The organism is Pelagivirga sediminicola (genome assembly GCF_003072125.1).
GTDB classification, from domain to species: Bacteria; Pseudomonadota; Alphaproteobacteria; order Rhodobacterales; family Rhodobacteraceae; genus Roseovarius; species Roseovarius sediminicola.
Map to the genome: position 1 here is coordinate 305,669 of NZ_QCYH01000002.1, position 14,427 is coordinate 320,095.

The 14,427-nt window shown below is 66.6% G+C and carries 15 protein-coding genes; 7 read left to right on the top strand and 8 right to left on the bottom strand.

Features of this window, described 5'->3' with window-relative positions:
- Positions 1–13: 13 nt before the first annotated feature.
- From DC366_RS05115 to mnmC2, 4 genes are all read right to left on the bottom strand, one after another.
- Entirely contained in the window at positions 14–1,147 is a 1,134-nt protein-coding gene (locus DC366_RS05115; RefSeq protein ID WP_133176173.1) for a transporter family protein, read from the bottom strand.
- A gap of 67 nt (positions 1,148–1,214) precedes the next feature.
- Entirely contained in the window at positions 1,215–1,592 is a 378-nt protein-coding gene (locus tag DC366_RS05120; protein WP_108691117.1) for a DUF2946 family protein, read from the bottom strand.
- 168 nt (positions 1,593–1,760) lie between these two features.
- Complete coding sequence (locus tag DC366_RS05125) at positions 1,761–2,627, bottom strand: DMT family transporter (RefSeq protein WP_108691118.1); 867 nt, start codon at positions 2,625–2,627, stop codon at positions 1,761–1,763.
- Positions 2,624–3,301 (bottom strand): tRNA (5-methylaminomethyl-2-thiouridine)(34)-methyltransferase MnmC2, encoded by a 678-nt coding sequence (mnmC2, locus tag DC366_RS05130; protein ID WP_108691119.1) that lies wholly within the window; start codon positions 3,299–3,301, stop codon positions 2,624–2,626. The genes DC366_RS05125 and mnmC2 overlap by 4 nt, the downstream gene beginning before the upstream one ends.
- 63 nt (positions 3,302–3,364) lie before the next feature.
- On the opposite strand from mnmC2, the gene DC366_RS05135 reads away from it, so the two are divergent.
- The 3 genes from DC366_RS05135 to DC366_RS05145 all read left to right on the top strand — a co-directional run bounded on the left by DC366_RS05135 (position 3,365) and on the right by DC366_RS05145 (position 5,455).
- Positions 3,365–4,390: an NAD(P)/FAD-dependent oxidoreductase gene (locus tag DC366_RS05135; RefSeq protein WP_108691120.1), complete on the top strand. Its 1,026-nt coding sequence runs from the start codon at positions 3,365–3,367 to the stop codon at positions 4,388–4,390.
- Between the two features lie 20 nt (positions 4,391–4,410).
- Positions 4,411–4,896 carry a L,D-transpeptidase family protein gene (locus DC366_RS05140; RefSeq protein WP_108691355.1) on the top strand — a complete coding sequence of 162 codons (486 nt, stop codon included), beginning with the start codon at positions 4,411–4,413 and terminating at the stop codon, positions 4,894–4,896.
- Between the two features lie 181 nt (positions 4,897–5,077).
- The gene (locus DC366_RS05145) at positions 5,078–5,455 is read left to right on the top strand and encodes an H-NS histone family protein (protein WP_108691121.1); all 378 of its coding nucleotides are present in this window, start codon (positions 5,078–5,080) and stop codon (positions 5,453–5,455) included.
- On the opposite strand, the gene DC366_RS05150 is transcribed toward DC366_RS05145, so the two are convergent.
- Positions 5,446–6,099 carry a YggS family pyridoxal phosphate-dependent enzyme gene (locus DC366_RS05150; protein ID WP_108691122.1) on the bottom strand — a complete coding sequence of 218 codons (654 nt, stop codon included), beginning with the start codon at positions 6,097–6,099 and terminating at the stop codon, positions 5,446–5,448. The two genes, DC366_RS05145 and DC366_RS05150, sit on opposite strands and share 10 nt — an antisense overlap.
- A 160-nt stretch (positions 6,100–6,259) precedes the next feature.
- Between DC366_RS05150 and DC366_RS05155 the strand changes: the two genes are divergently transcribed.
- On the top strand, positions 6,260–6,760 hold the full coding sequence (locus tag DC366_RS05155) for a DUF3576 domain-containing protein (protein WP_108691123.1): 501 nt from the start codon (positions 6,260–6,262) through the stop codon (positions 6,758–6,760).
- Between the two features lie 30 nt (positions 6,761–6,790).
- On the opposite strand, the gene DC366_RS05160 is transcribed toward DC366_RS05155, so the two are convergent.
- The gene (locus tag DC366_RS05160; protein ID WP_108691124.1) at positions 6,791–8,041 is read right to left on the bottom strand and encodes a glycosyltransferase; all 1,251 of its coding nucleotides are present in this window, start codon (positions 8,039–8,041) and stop codon (positions 6,791–6,793) included.
- 149 nt (positions 8,042–8,190) lie between these two features.
- On the opposite strand from DC366_RS05160, the gene leuS reads away from it, so the two are divergent.
- From leuS to holA, 3 genes are read left to right on the top strand one after another with little or no spacing between them, the layout of a single operon-like run.
- Entirely contained in the window at positions 8,191–10,737 is a 2,547-nt protein-coding gene (gene leuS, locus DC366_RS05165; RefSeq protein WP_108691125.1) for a leucine--tRNA ligase, read from the top strand.
- The gene (gene lptE, locus DC366_RS05170) at positions 10,724–11,215 is read left to right on the top strand and encodes an LPS assembly lipoprotein LptE (protein ID WP_108691126.1); all 492 of its coding nucleotides are present in this window, start codon (positions 10,724–10,726) and stop codon (positions 11,213–11,215) included. The genes leuS and lptE overlap by 14 nt, the downstream gene beginning before the upstream one ends.
- Positions 11,212–12,237 carry a DNA polymerase III subunit delta gene (gene holA, locus DC366_RS05175; RefSeq protein ID WP_108691127.1) on the top strand — a complete coding sequence of 342 codons (1,026 nt, stop codon included), beginning with the start codon at positions 11,212–11,214 and terminating at the stop codon, positions 12,235–12,237. Before lptE ends, holA begins: the two co-directional genes overlap by 4 nt.
- 9 nt (positions 12,238–12,246) lie before the next feature.
- On the opposite strand, the gene DC366_RS05180 is transcribed toward holA, so the two are convergent.
- Together DC366_RS05180 and DC366_RS05185 are read right to left on the bottom strand one after the other, a co-directional pair.
- Entirely contained in the window at positions 12,247–12,687 is a 441-nt protein-coding gene (locus tag DC366_RS05180) for a GFA family protein (RefSeq protein WP_165802848.1), read from the bottom strand.
- Between the two features lie 108 nt (positions 12,688–12,795).
- The gene (locus DC366_RS05185; RefSeq protein ID WP_439331648.1) at positions 12,796–14,334 is read right to left on the bottom strand and encodes a 2-isopropylmalate synthase; all 1,539 of its coding nucleotides are present in this window, start codon (positions 14,332–14,334) and stop codon (positions 12,796–12,798) included.
- Positions 14,335–14,427 lie beyond the last annotated feature (93 nt).

Sequence of the window (14,427 nt, forward strand, 5' to 3'; positions counted from 1 at the left end):
GCGCGCCAAAGCTTCAGAACATCCGCCGCCAGCCCACGCCCAGCACCCAATCGGTGCCCAGCCGCGGCCCGTTCAGATCCTGATAGATCGGCACGCCGATATCGGCGCCCAGCTTGTGCCCTTTCAGCGGGCCGGTCTGCATGGTGTAATCGACCCCCGCCGTCAGCGTGACCGTATCACCGCCGTGAAAGGCCGGATTGGCGCCCTGCATCGCGCCCCGGATCTGCGGGTCGCGCCCGTCGATCCGGCCCAGCCGGGCGGCTTCGATCCGGCCCCACCAGGACACGGCGGCGCCCGGCTTGTAACTGGCCCAGGCCGACAGCGCGATCTCGTCGCCCAGGGAATATCCCTCGTCATTGCTGCCCAGCCGAATGATGCCGCGCAGCTGCCCGCCCCAATTCACGCGCCCCGCGCCGCTGCGATAGGCGAGCGCCGGCATCAGATCATAGGTGCCCGAGCCCAGCTGCATCGGATAGGCCATGCGCATCGTCATGGGCGTGCCCATCGGCGACAGCATCGTGCCGCTTTCGGTGATCGACCCCGTCGGCAGGCTGAGGCTCATGCTCAGCAGGACCCTCGACGCGCCTGTCGGCTTCAGCCCGTAGGTGGCGCCGATGCGGATATCGCCAAGGCCGCCTGCGCGCATTTTCGATGTGCCCAGCGTGGCGGTGCCGGACGGCCCGGCATAGGTCAGCGATGTCATGCTCTTCTCGACATAGGGCAGCATCGCCATCAGGCTCAGCCGGTCCGTCGCGCCATACATCAGGCCCAGCATGTGCATCTGCATCGTCATTTCCTGCGGCACCACGCGCAAGATCGGCGGCTGTCCCGGCGCGCCGAAAAAGACGTTGGGGATGGTGGTGGCGATGGTGTCGCTGCTGACCTCGCGGGTGCCGATGCGGTTGTCCGACATCGACATCGCGCCAAAGCGGTAGCTCATCATGAACTTGCCTTGCCGCGCCAGATGGTTGCCCATCACGCCGGCCGGGCCGTGCATGTCGCCATGCCCGCCTATCGCACCATGCGCGCCTTGCGCCATCTGCCCCTTTGGCGCGCCCGTCGCCGGCATGCTCATGTCCTGCGCCATCGCAGGCGCGCCTGTCAGCCCGGCCGCAAGGGCCAGCGCCTGTAAAAGAAATCGTTTCATTGTCTGTCACTATCTTTGCTTGTGCGCACGTGCGGCGCAGCTGTATCTGATTGAACGAGTGGGAAAATCAGACGGGCAAAGGGGGCGCGCGGGCCGGATTGGCGGGCAGGCGCGCAGGGCGCCGCGGGCGCGGATCCGGCAGCGCATGAACCTGCGCCGCGGCGCGGGCAGGGGCGGCGGCCAAAGGCGGCTCCATCGCCACCAGCGCCAGCGTGATCCCGCACAGGCTGCAATGATCGGGCGCGGCGCCGCCGAGATCGCCCAGCGGGCCGCCGGTATCCACCTGAACGATCTGCCCATTCAGGCACAGCGACGTCAGGCCCCGGCCCGCGTCGCCGGACATGACACCGACCGCCAGGAGCTGCAGCATCAGCGACAGCCCCATAAGGACCGGCAACGCGCCGGAGGCTTGCAGTATCTGGCGAAGGCAAAGGCGGCGCGTCATGGGGTCAGGGCAATGCGTGAATATCTGCCCACAGCAGTAGCGCCGTATTCTCCGCGCGCGAAGCGCAACCGGCCGGGCGCGGCGCGGCACGGTGCCGCATCTGCCCCGGCCGCGCCGCGGCCATCCGGCTTCATCTTGGCCGAAATACTCGCGCCGCAGGCTCCTGCGTCACGCCACCTTGCGCTGGCGCCAGAGCGTGAACAGACCCGCGCCCACCACGATCACCACGCCGATCGCCACGTTCATGCGGATCGTCTCGCCGAACACCGCGACACCGATGATCGAGACGAACACCAGTTGCAGATAGGCGAAGGGCTGCACGGCGCTGGCCTCGGCCACCGCGTAGCATTTGATCAGCGTGAAGTGGCCCAGCACCCCGGTCAGGCACAGTGCGGCCATCCAGCCCCAGTCGGCCGGCGCCATCGGCTCCCAGAACCACATGCCGACGCAGGTCATGCCCGCGGCGCCCACCGTGCCGGTCCAGAAAAAGCTGGTCGCCGCCGTATCGCGCCGCGCCGCATAGCGCGTCAGCAGACCGTAAAGCGCAAACATCAGCGCGCCGATCAGCGGGATGATCGCCGCGGGCTCGAACACGGTCACGCCCGGCTCGAGGATGATCAGCACGCCGACAAACCCGATGCCGATGGCGGTCCAGCGCCGCCAGCCCACGTATTCGCCCAGGACCGGGCCCGACAGGGCGGCGATCAGCAGCGGATAAAAGGCGAAAACGGCATGCGTTTCGATCAGCCCGAGGATGGTGAAGGCGACGATGAGCAGGCAGATCTCCGTCACCAGCAAAAGCGCGCGAAAGGTTTGCAAGAATGGCTGCGTCGTGCGCGCGGCGGCGCGCAGACCGCCCGGCTTGCGCGCCGACACGGCCAGAACGAACGCCGCAAAGAACCAGTAACGGATCATGATGACCATATAGACGTTGTATTCCGCCGCCAGATGGCGAGACAGCCCGTCCTGAATTGCGAAGATCAGCGTCGTGGCCAGCATCAGCAGGATGCCCAGCCGCGTGTTTTGTTCCGTCATCGCGGCATCCTTGCCCTGGTCATGTGTCTTTTGCGTCCGTAACCCGGCACGCGGCTAACGTCCATGCCCGCCGCCGCCAGCGCGCGGCGCACATCCCCGGCCGCCGTATAGGTCGCCGCCGTGCCGCCCGGCGCGGTGTGTGCGGCGACGGCGGCCATCAGGGCAGGCTCCCACAGCTGCGGATTGCGCGCGGGCGCAAAGCCGTCGAGGAACCACGCATCGGCGGCGCCCCTCCAGGCGGGCAGGGTGGCGCGCGCGTCGCCGATGATCACGTCCAGATGCACGCCGTCGCCCAGCTCGATCCCCGACTCGATGCGTTGCCAGCCCTCCAGCAGCCGCGCCGCGCGGGACGCCAGCGCGGGAAAGACGGCGAGCGCGCGCGCCATGTCGCCTGCGGCCAGCGGATAGGCCTCGAACGAGGTGAGGTGCAGCGTGCCGGGCGCGCCTGCCGCCGCCCATGCCTCGGCCGCGACCAGCATGTTCAGCCCGGTGCCAAAGCCCAGCTCGGCCACGCGGAACCCGTCGCGGAACCGCGCGGGCAGATCGTTGCCGTCCAGAAAGACATGGCGCGTCTCCGCCAGGCCATCATCAAGGCTGAAATACGGATCGTCGAAGCGGCGCGAAACCGGCACGTCGCCCGCCTTCCAGTCCAGCCCGGCGCGCTGGTCCTGCATGGCACAGTCCTTTATGCAAGGGTGAAATCAGGCGAACCATGCAGGGGGGCAAGGCGAATGGCAATGGCCGATGTGACGGTGCGCGGCGCGGGCATTTTCGGGCTGTCGGTGGCCTGGGCCTGCGCGCGGCGCGGCGCCGCCGTGCAGGTGATCGACCCTGCCGGGCCGGGGGCGGGCGCCTCGGGCGGTATCGTCGGCGCGCTGGCGCCGCATGTGCCGGAAAACTGGAACGACAAGAAGGCGTTCCAGCTGGACAGCCTGCTGATGGCAGAGACGTTCTGGGCCGAGGTGGCCGAAATCTCGGGCCGCTCGCCGGGTTATGCGCGCACCGGGCGGCTGCAACCGCTGGAGCCGGGCGGCGCCGCGCTGGCCGAGGCGCGGGCGGGCTGGTCGCGCAGTCTGTGGCAGGGCCGCGCGGTCTGGCGCGTGGCGGATGCCGCGGAGTTTGCGCATACGCCGGAATGTGAAGGGGGCCGCGTCATTCACGACACGCTGACCGCGCGGCTGCATCCGGCGCAGGCCTGCGCGGCGCTGGCCGCCGCGCTGAAGGTCAAGGGCGGTGTGATCCGCACCGAGGGGGATGATGAGGGGCGCGTGATCCGCGCCATCGGCGCGGCGGATCTGGCCGCGCTGAACGCCGTCCTTCCCCGGCAGGTGGGCGCGGCCATCAAGGGGCAGGCGGCGCTGATGGATCTTGCGCTGCCGGATCATCCGCAGATCTTTGCGAATGGCGTGCACATCGTCCCGCATGAGGATGGCACCACCGCCATCGGATCGACCACCGAGCGGGATTTCGACGGGCTGGGCACCGACGCGCTGCTGGACGAGGTGATCGCCGCCGCGCGCGCGGCCTTCGCCCCGCTGCGGGATGCGCGCGTGATCCGCCGCTGGGCCGGGCTGCGCCCGCGCACGCGCAGCCGCGCGCCGATGCTGGGCGCGCATCCGCTGCATCCGGGGCAGTTCATCGCCAATGGCGGCTTCAAGATCGGCTTTGGCATGGCGCCCAAGGTGGGCGAGGTGATGGCGGATCTGGTGCTGGAGGGCCTTGATGCCATCCCCGAAGGATTCCGCCCCGAGGCATCGCTGTGACGGCGCCCGGCGCGCGCGACATGGTCCTGACACCCATGGGCCTGCGCTATCGCGGACGGCTTTATCCGTGCAGCATCGGCAAGGGCGGGCTGACGCGCGCCAAGCGCGAGGGCGACGGCGCGACGCCCGTGGGCGCGCATCGCATTGTCATGACGCTCTACCGCCCCGACCGGATGGCAGCGCCCGCGCCTTGGGCGCGCCCCATCGTGACCGGCGATCTGTGGAGCGACGATGCAGGCGACGCCGCCTACAACACCTGGGTGCGCGCGCCCTATCGGCACAGCCACGAGGCGCTGCGCCGGGCCGATCCGCTTTATGATCTGGTGCTGGTCACCGACTGGAACTGGCCGCATGCGGTGCCGGGCCGGGGCAGCTGCATTTTCATGCATCGATGGCGCAGGCCCGGCTATCCGACCGAAGGCTGCATTGCGCTGCGCCGCGATCATCTGCATCGGATCGCCGCGCAGGCCGCGCCGGGAACGCGCCTGATCGTGCCGGATCTTTAAAGATGCCGCGCCGTTTCGGGACCGGATTTTCATCCGGTTGCGGGAAACGTGAGCCGAAATCTGCCGAAATCAAAGCGGGACATAGATAAAGAAAACTTTGCGCGCACCAGGCGAACAGTTTCTTTTGCGCTTTGATCCGAATTTGTTTAAGTAAAGCCACTAATTCATCAATGGGACTCCAATGGCAAAATTCGATCTGAAATCCATGAGCATGCAGGAATTGAAATCCCTGCAAAAGAAAGTCGAGCGCGAAATGGCGGGCCGCGACAAGCGGCAGCGCAAGGACGCGCTGAGCGCGGTGCGCGAAAAGGCCAAGCAGCTTGGCTATTCGCTGGACGAACTGGTCGGTGAGGGCGGGCGTGCCAAGCCTGCCGGTAGCGCCGACAAGCCCAAGACCACCCGCGCGCCTGCGCCTGCAAAGTATCGCAGCAAGGACGATCCCACCCTGACCTGGAGCGGCCGCGGACGCCCGCCCCGCTGGATCAAGGAAGCGCAGGAAAAGGGCGTGGATCTGGAAACGCTGAAGATCGATCAGACGCCCCGCGCGCGTCAGTCGTAATCACGCTCGCCGAAAATGGCGCTTCCCACGCGAATGTGGGTAGCGCCCTGGGCAATCGCGGTTTCGAAATCTCCGCTCATGCCCATTGAAAGACCCGAAAGGTCATTACGCGCCGCGATTTTCGCCAATAGCGCGAAATGCAGGCTTGGCTCTTCGTCCACAGGTGGAATGCACATCAATCCCTTGATTGGCAATTCCAGTTTGCGGCATTGCGCGATGAAGTCGTCGGCATCCGCGGGCAGCACGCCGGCCTTTTGTTCCTCTTCGCCGGTATTGACCTGCAAAAACAAATCAGGGCAATGCCCTTCCTCGTCCGCGATACGCGCGATCGTGTTGGCCAGTTTCGGGCGATCGACCGAGTGGATCGTCTGGAACAGATCAAACGCCTGGCGCACCTTGTTGGATTGCAGCGGCCCGATCAGGTGCAGGTCCACATCCTGAAACGTGTCACGGAATTCCGGCCATTTGCCGGCGGCTTCCTGAACGCGGTTCTCGCCAAAGACGCGATGCCCCTCGCGCAGGACCTCCGCGACGCGCGCGTCTGGCTGCATCTTGGACACGGCGATCAGCGTGACGCAGCCGGGACTGCGCCCCGCGGCGGCGATCGCGGCCTCCACGCGGGCGGTGATATCGGCAAGGCTCATGGCGTCCCTCTTTGGATAATGCGGTGTCGGGCGGCATTTAACCACCCGCCGCACCCGGATGCAAAGCGTCATGGCACCGCCGCGCGCCGACGGCTTGCAAACAGCTTGCCCCGCCCGCACGCGTTGGTTACTAGAGAAGAAGGCAATATCGGACGGTAATATGATGCTTCTTTCGCTAAATCGCGCTGTGATCGCAATTGCGGGCTTGGGTATGCTCGCGGCGTGTGGCGACGAGCCACCCAAATTCGATCCCAAGGCCGTCGCGGTCGAAAGCGGCAGGGAGGCCAAGGGGCCCGCCCGTGTCGGCGTGGCGCCGGGCGAGCCGGGGGGGAGCATCCTCGAGATCTTTCGCGGCAAGGATGCGGGCGTCAAGGTGAACCGCCACTTGTGGACCGCGTCGCTGCAGGTGCTCGATTTCCTGCCGATTCAGTCCGCGGATCCGTTTACCGGCGTCATCTCAACCGGCTACGGCGTGCCGCCGGGGGGCGGGCGTGCCTATCGCGCGACCATCCTGATCAGCGATCCGGCGCTTGATGCGCGGTCGCTGAACGTGGCGCTGGCCACGCAAAGCGGCCCGGTCGATGCCGGAACGCAGCGCGCTGTCGAGGATGCGATCCTGTCGCGCGCGCGCCAGCTGCGCATCCAGTCCGGGAAATACTGATCGGTTAGATGCCCGGGGCCGCCCCGTCCGTCAGGATGCGCGCGGCGTCTTCATGATCCCGTCGACCCATGCGATCTGCCTTGGCAGGCATGTCTGTTGCAGATCGTATTCATCAATCATCAGCCGCCGCGCCGCGGCGCCCAGCCGGGCGCGCGCGTCCGCATCCTCCAGCAGATCGCACAGCTCGCGCACCAGCGCCGCGCGATCAAAGAAATCGACCAGCCTGCCGGTCTGATCGTGGGTCACGACCTCGCGCACCGGGGCGGTATCGCTGGCGACGATGGCGGCGCCGCAGGACATCGCCTCCAGCAGCGACCAGCTGAGCACGAACGGATATGTCAGGTAGACATGCACGCGGCTGATCTGCAGCACGCGGGTGAAATCGTCATGCGGGATCCGGCCGATGAAATGAACGCGGCGCCAATCCTCGGGGCTGATCCGGTCTGCCACCTCCTCGCGGAAGATCTGCTTCCATGTCTTGCCGTTTGGGGGCGCGCTGCCATAGCTGACCTCGTTGCCGCCGATGATCATGACGCGGGCATTCGGCCGCTGGCGCAGCAGGTCGGGCAGGGCGCGCATGAAGACGTGATAGCCGCGATAGGGCTCAAGATTGCGGTTGATGAAGGTGATGATCTCGGTGTCGCGGGTGTAGGGCGCGAATCCCTTCAGCTGAAGCGTGACGTCCGGATCAGGCGCCGACCATGCGGTATCGATGCCGTCATGCGCGACGGTGATGCGGCGGCGGAATTCGGGCGGAAACGTATCGGCCTGAAACGCGGTCGGGCTGAGCCCTGCATCCGCCTGCGGAAAATGCAGGTGGTTGTTGAGGTTCTTCAGTCGGATGCGCAGGGGCTGAACCTCCGGCTCGGCCGCGCGGAATTCGGGATCGAAATCCAGATGCGGATACTCGGCCTCGTGATAAAGCTCGCAATAAAGGCCCACGCGGGCGTTCGGCCACAGATCGCCCAGGAACATCGATTCGCCCCAGCCGGGATGCGCCAGGATCAGATCGGGCTCGTAGCCCTGCTGCGCCAGAGCTCGCGCCGCGCGCCAGCACGCCTCGCCGCGCGTTACCTTGGTGTCCAGATCCACCAGCCACGGGTGCACATTCTGCCCCGGCCGCGCGGGCAGGGTATAGGGAAGCACGCGCACCCCCTTCCAGACCGCCGGCTCCTTTACCTTCAGGGTGAGCGCGGTGCAGGTGTCACCGCGTGCCGCAAGGGCGGGGGCCAGGTGTTTGAACTGGCCGGGAAAATTCTGGTGAATGAAAAGGATGTTCATGAAAATGCCTGCGCTGGATCTTTGGCGCCGCTTATAAGCGGCGCCCGCGGGCCCGCAAACCCTCGCAAATCTGCGCCGCCCCACTGGACGCTGGGCGCCGCTGCGCCTATCACCGCTCCTGACGCATTGATCCAGTGAAAGACGCCGCCATGTCCCGCTATTCCCCCGCCGAAATCGAAGCCAACTGGCGCAAAGCCTGGGATGAGGCCGGAATTTTCCGCGCAGGCAACGACCCGGCCAAGCCGAAATATTACGTGCTGGAGATGTTTCCCTACCCCTCGGGACGCATCCACATGGGCCATGTGCGCAACTACACGATGGGCGACGTGATCGCGCGGCACAAGCTGGCCACCGGCCATAACGTGCTGCACCCGATGGGCTGGGACGCGTTCGGCATGCCGGCCGAAAATGCCGCGATGGCCTCGGGCGGGCATCCCAAGGACTGGACCTATCAGAACATCGCCGATATGCGCGCGCAGATGAAACCGCTGGGCCTGTCGATCGACTGGAGCCGCGAATTCGCCACCTGCGATCCGGAATATTACGGCCAGCAGCAGGCGCTGTTCCTCGACATGCTGGAGGCCGGGCTGGTCTACCGCAAGAACGCGGTGGTCAACTGGGATCCGGTGGACATGACCGTTCTGGCCAATGAGCAGGTCGAGAACGGGCGCGGCTGGCGCAGCGGCGCCGAGGTAGAGCGGCGCGAGCTGACGCAGTGGTTCTTTGCCATCTCGGACATGGCCGAAGAGCTGCTGGAGGCGCTCGATACGCTGGACGACTGGCCCGCCAAGGTGAGGCTGATGCAGGAGAACTGGATCGGCAAATCGCGCGGGCTTCAGTTTGCGTTCGGCCTGAACGAGGGGCCCGACGGCTTTGACCGGATCGAGGTTTACACGACGCGGCCCGATACGCTCATGGGGGCCAGCTTTGTCGGGATCTCGCCCGATCACCCGCTGGCCAAGCAGCTGGAAAAGGACGATGCCGAACTGGCCGCGTTCAACGCGGAATGCCGCAAGGGCGGCACCACCGAGGAGGCGCTGGAGAAGGCGGAAAAGCGCGGCTACAACACCGGCCTGACCGTGCGCCATCCCTTTGATACGGCGTGGGAATTGCCGGTCTATGTGGCCAACTTCATCCTGATGGATTACGGCACCGGTGCCATTTTCGGCGTGCCCGCGCATGACCAGCGCGATTTCGACTTTGCCACGAAATACGCCCTTCCGATCATTCCCGCTTTTTTGCCGTCCGAGGATGCGGACCCGCAGTTGAATGCCCCTTACGTGCCGCCGAAAACCGAGCCGGTGCATTATGTCAGCACCATCGCGGGCGACACATGGCAGACCGGCGCCGAGGCGATCGAGGCCACCATCGCCTTTTGCGAGCAGAACGGCGTGGGCCAGGGCGTGACCAAGTACCGCCTGCGTGACTGGGGCCTGTCGCGGCAGCGCTATTGGGGCTGCCCGATCCCGGTGGTGCATTGCGACGCCTGCGGCGTGGTGCCGGAGAAAAAGGAAAACCTGCCCATCCGCCTGCCCGATGATGTGACCTTCGACGTGCCCGGCAACCCGCTGGACCGCCATCCGACATGGCGGAACGCGCCGTGCCCGAAATGCGGCGCGGATGCGCGGCGCGAGACGGATACGATGGATACATTCGTTGACAGCTCGTGGTATTTCATCCGCTTCACCGCGCCCCATGCGGACACGCCCACCGATATTGCGGCGGCGGAATACTGGATGAATGTGGACCAGTATATCGGCGGGGTCGAACATGCGATCCTGCACCTGCTCTACAGTCGCTTTTTCGCCCGCGCGATTCATATCACCGGCCATCTGCCGAAATCGGCATCCGAGCCGTTCAACGCGCTTTTCACCCAAGGCATGGTGACGCACGAGATCTACCAGACGCGCGACGAGAATGGCAGACCCGTCTATCACCTGCCCGAGGATGTGCAGGACGGCAAACTGGCCGACGGCACGCCCGTTCAGATCGTCCCCTCGGCCAAGATGTCGAAATCCAAGAAGAACGTCGTCGATCCCATCGGCATCATCGACGCCTACGGCGCCGACACCGCCCGCTGGTTCGTGCTGTCCGACAGCCCGCCGGAGCGGGACGTGGAATGGACCGCCGCGGGGGCGGAGGCCGCGTTCAAGCACCTCTCGCGCGTCTGGCGCATCGCGTCCGAGATCGCGGCCAGCGACGCGCCGGGCACGTCCGAGGCGGACGAGGCGCTCCTGCGCGAGATGCACAAGGCGATCCATGACGTCACCGGCGGTGTCGAAAGCTTCGGCTTCAACGCGGCCATCGCGCGGCTCTATGCCTTTACCGGGGTGCTGGCCAAAAGCGAAGCGGGCGCGCAGGCCAAGCGCGCGGCGGCGCGCACGCTGGCGCAGCTCATGGCGCCGATGACGCCGCACCTGGCCGAGGAGATGTGGCAGATGCTGGGCGGCGAAGGGTTGGTCGCCGTCGCACCGTGGCCGGTGGCGGACCCGGCGATGATGCAGGACGACACCATCACCCTGCCGGTTCAGATCAACGGCAAGCGACGCACCGAGATTCAGGTGCCGCAGGAGATGGCAAAGGATGAGGTTGAAAAGATCGCGCTGGCAACCGATGCTGTGCAGCGTGCGCTGGAAGGGGCCCAGCCCAAAAAGGTGATCGTTGTCCCCGGCCGGATCGTCAATGTCGTCATTTAACCGCCGCTCATTCCTGCTTGCCGCGCTGGCGGCGCTGCCTGCCTGCGGATTCTCGCCGGTCTATGGGCCGGGCGGAGCCGGGACCGCGCTGCAGGGGGCGGTTCTGGTCGATGAGCCGCTGACGCGGGACGGCTATCTTCTGACCCGCGAGATCGAATCGCGGCTGGGCCGGGCCAATCCGGGGCGCTTTGGGCTGAGCCACGCGATCACGGTGCGGCAGGAATCGGTCGCCATTTCCAAGGCCAACGTGACGACGCGCTTTCGCCTCTTGGGCGATGTCACCTATGCGCTGCGCGATCTGGAAAGCGGCGCGGTTGTCACCTCCGGCAAGGTCAGCAATTTCACCGGCTACTCTGCCTCCGGCACCACCGTGGCGACGCAGGCGGCCGAAGGCGATGCACGGCGGCGCCTGATGAACATCATGGCCGATCAGATCGTCACGCGGCTGATCGTGGCCGCGCCCGCCGCCCCGCAATGAAGCTGGCCCCCCGCGACGCGCCCGGCTATTTCGCCCGGCCCGATCCCGCCCGCGCGGGGCTGCTGATCTATGGCGGCGATGCGATGCGGATTGCGCTGCGCCGGGCCGAGGTGATCGCGGCGCTTGCCGGACCCACGGGCGAGGAGGAGATGCGCATCACCCGCATGGCTGCGGGCGATCTGCGCAAGGATCCCGCGCGCCTGAATGACGCGGTCAAGGCCGCCAGCTTCTTCCCCGGCCCGCGCGTGGCCTTTGTCGAGGACGCGACCGAGGCGCTGGCCGCGCCGATCCTTGCCGCGCTGGAGGACTGGCGCGAGGGCGATGCGCAGATCATCGTCACGGCCGGCGCGCTGAAACCCACCTCCAAGCTGCGCAAGACCTTCGAGGCGCACAAGAATGCCTATGTCGCCGCGATCTATGACGACCCGCCCAGCCGGGAAGAGATCGAGCAGAGCTTGGCGAAATCGGGGCTCAGGAATATCGGGCAGGACGCGCTGCGCGATCTGCACGATCTGGCCCGCGCGCTGGATCCGGGCGATTTCCGCCAGACGATGGACAAGCTGTCGCTCTACAAGCTGGGCGATGATACGCCGCTGGGCCCCGAAGATATCGCCGCCTGCGCGCCCGCCTCGGTCGAGGCGGATCTGGACGACATCCTGCATATCGTGGCCGAGGCCCGGTCCGGCGAGATCGGCCCGATGATGAAACGCCTGCGCGCCCAAGGGGTGCAGCCCGTCGCGCTGTGCATTGCGGCGACGCGGCATTTTCGCACGCTCTATACGGCGGCCTCCGATCCCGGCGGGGTCAGCCAGGGCATCGCGCGGATGCGCCCGCCGGTCTTCGGCCCGCGCCGCGACCGGATGCAGCGGCAGGCGCAGGCATGGGGCGCGGCCAATCTGGAAACCGCGCTGAGCCTTTTGACCGAGACCGACCTGACCCTGCGCTCGGCCGCGCAGACCGCGCCGCAGATGCCGTTGGTGGAGCGGGCGCTGATCCGGCTGGCGATGATGGTGCGGCGCTGAGACGGCCCGTCAGGTGGTCTTGGCGATGTCCGCTTCGATCATGGCATAGAATTCGGCGGCGGTGATGCGCTGGTGGTCGCCTTCCAGCGCATAGCCTTTCGGCTTGGCGTCGATGAACATCTCCATCGCCAACGAAATTCCGTCAGTGTCGTCCAGCCCGCCCATATTGAGATAGTAGGTGCCATGCTGCGGGCCGGGCGCAACGAGGCGGAACCACAGGCTGCTGCCGCACGCGCCGCAAAAGGCGCGCTCGCCCCATTCGGACGATTTATAAACCTTGATCGTGTCGCCTTGGTCGATGCTCAGCCCATCGCTGGCAACCTCGACGGCCAGCCCGATCCCGCCCGACCATTTGCGGCACATGCTGCAATGACAGGCGCCGGCCTGGGTCACGGGGGTGTCAAAACTATATCTGGCAGCGCCGCACAGGCAGGATCCGGTATGGGGCATCGAACGTCTCCTTGGGTCAGGTTGCGCCGTTGCACGGCATCGCGCGCAGGAGGCTGCGCCCAAGCTTGGCATGTCGATACCACACTGGCAATTGCGGCGGCGCGCCGGTCACTCGGCGGCGGATTCGCTCTCATCCGGGGTTTGCGGAGCGGCCTGCGCGTCACCATCTTCGATCGCAGGCTCGTCCGGCGTGTCCTCCGGTTCGGTCGCGGCGGCGCTGTCCGGCGCCCCGCCGCCATCCCCGCTGCGCGCCTCTACGGGGAGCGCGCCATCCTGCCAGACGCCGCTGTCTTCGTCGCCCGATGCATAGCGCATGGTGCCGGCGCCCTGCCGCTTGCCATCTACGAAAAGCCCCTCGTAGACGTCGCCATTGGTGTAGGTTGCCACGCCCTTGCCGTTGATTTCGCCGTTCTTCCACTCGCCCTCATAGACGAACCCGTCCGGCATCTCGATGCGCCCGGTGCCGTCGCGCTGGCCGTTCACGAAGCTGCCGGTATAGACCGTGCCATCGGGGTAGGTCGCCGTGCCCTGGCCCTGACGCTCGCCCTCGGACCATTCGCCCTCGTAGCGATAGCCATCGGCATAGGTCATCACGCCCTGGCCGTGGTTGCGCGCATCCTTGAACATGCCCTCATAAACCAACCCGCTGGGATAGGTGGCGCGGCCTTGCCCGTCGATCACGCCATCGACCCACTGGCCGTCATAGGTGGCGCCGTCGGGATAGGTGATCTTGCCCTCGCCATTGGCGAGGTCATCGCGGAAGTCGCCCTCGTAGACGGACCCGTCGGGATAGGTGACGCGCCCCGTGCCGGAGATCTGCCCGGCCACCCAGCTGCCCTTGTAGACATAGCCATCAGTGCCGGTGAACGTGCCCTGACCGTCGCGCTTGTCATCGGCAAACCCGCCCTCGTAGACATCGCCGTTGTCATAGACGACGCGCCCCTGACCCTCGCGGCGCCCGGCCACCAGATTGCCCTCGTAGACATCGCCATTGGGCTGGGTCAGCGTGCCCTTGCCGTCGATCTGCCCGTCTTTCCACAGGCCCGAATAGATCAGCCCGTCGGGCATGGTCAGCGTGCCGGTGCCGTCGCGCGCGCCGCGCTTGACCTCGCCCTCGTAGGTGGCGCCGTCGGGATAGGTGATCTTGGCGGTGCCGTCCTTGACGCCCTCGCTCCAGTCGCCCTCGTAGATATAGCCGCCGGGCGACGTCATGGTGCCGCGCCCGTGATGCATGGCGTTCAGGAATTCGCCCTCGTAGCGCACGCCGTTGGCATAGACGGCCACGCCGCGCCCGGTGATCTTGCCGTTGACCCAGCCGCCCTCGTAGGTGCCGCCATCGGTGAACACGATCTTGCCGGTGCCGTTGGGCTTGCCCAGCGCAAACTCGCCCTCGTAGACCGATCCGTTGGGAAAGCGCGCGGTGCCGCGGCCCTTGATCTCGCCCTCCTGCCAGTCGCCGCTGTATTCATAGCCGTTGGGCAGGGTGTAGGTGCCGGTGCCGTGCTGCAACCCGTCCTTGAACGTACCCTCATAGACGCCGCCATCGTCATATTGCTTGGTCTGGATCGCGCCGTCCTGTGCGGCGGCGCCGGTGGCCGCCCCGCAGGCAAGCGCGAGCGTCGCGGCGAAAAAGGTCTGTCGTGTCAAGTTGGATGCCATGCTGTGCCCCGGATGCCCCCTCGTGCGGCGCTCCAAAGGCGCCGCTACTGGGGCAAAAGTAATGGACCGCCAGCGTCGGGG

What these genes read in the sequence shown, in the direction of transcription:
- DC366_RS05115 (WP_133176173.1), bottom strand. Translation starts at nt 1,147, where the DNA reads ATGAAACGATTTCTTTTACAGGCGCTGGCCCTTGCGGCCGGGCTGACA.
- DC366_RS05120 (WP_108691117.1), bottom strand. Translation starts at nt 1,592, where the DNA reads ATGACGCGCCGCCTTTGCCTTCGCCAGATACTGCAAGCCTCCGGCGCG.
- DC366_RS05125 (WP_108691118.1), bottom strand. Translation starts at nt 2,627, where the DNA reads ATGACGGAACAAAACACGCGGCTGGGCATCCTGCTGATGCTGGCCACG.
- mnmC2 (WP_108691119.1), bottom strand. Translation starts at nt 3,301, where the DNA reads ATGCAGGACCAGCGCGCCGGGCTGGACTGGAAGGCGGGCGACGTGCCG.
- DC366_RS05135 (WP_108691120.1), top strand. Translation starts at nt 3,365, where the DNA reads ATGGCCGATGTGACGGTGCGCGGCGCGGGCATTTTCGGGCTGTCGGTG.
- DC366_RS05140 (WP_108691355.1), top strand. Translation starts at nt 4,411, where the DNA reads ATGGTCCTGACACCCATGGGCCTGCGCTATCGCGGACGGCTTTATCCG.
- DC366_RS05145 (WP_108691121.1), top strand. Translation starts at nt 5,078, where the DNA reads ATGGCAAAATTCGATCTGAAATCCATGAGCATGCAGGAATTGAAATCC.
- DC366_RS05150 (WP_108691122.1), bottom strand. Translation starts at nt 6,099, where the DNA reads ATGAGCCTTGCCGATATCACCGCCCGCGTGGAGGCCGCGATCGCCGCC.
- DC366_RS05155 (WP_108691123.1), top strand. Translation starts at nt 6,260, where the DNA reads ATGATGCTTCTTTCGCTAAATCGCGCTGTGATCGCAATTGCGGGCTTG.
- DC366_RS05160 (WP_108691124.1), bottom strand. Translation starts at nt 8,041, where the DNA reads ATGAACATCCTTTTCATTCACCAGAATTTTCCCGGCCAGTTCAAACAC.
- leuS (WP_108691125.1), top strand. Translation starts at nt 8,191, where the DNA reads ATGTCCCGCTATTCCCCCGCCGAAATCGAAGCCAACTGGCGCAAAGCC.
- lptE (WP_108691126.1), top strand. Translation starts at nt 10,724, where the DNA reads ATGTCGTCATTTAACCGCCGCTCATTCCTGCTTGCCGCGCTGGCGGCG.
- holA (WP_108691127.1), top strand. Translation starts at nt 11,212, where the DNA reads ATGAAGCTGGCCCCCCGCGACGCGCCCGGCTATTTCGCCCGGCCCGAT.
- DC366_RS05180 (WP_165802848.1), bottom strand. Translation starts at nt 12,687, where the DNA reads ATGCCCCATACCGGATCCTGCCTGTGCGGCGCTGCCAGATATAGTTTT.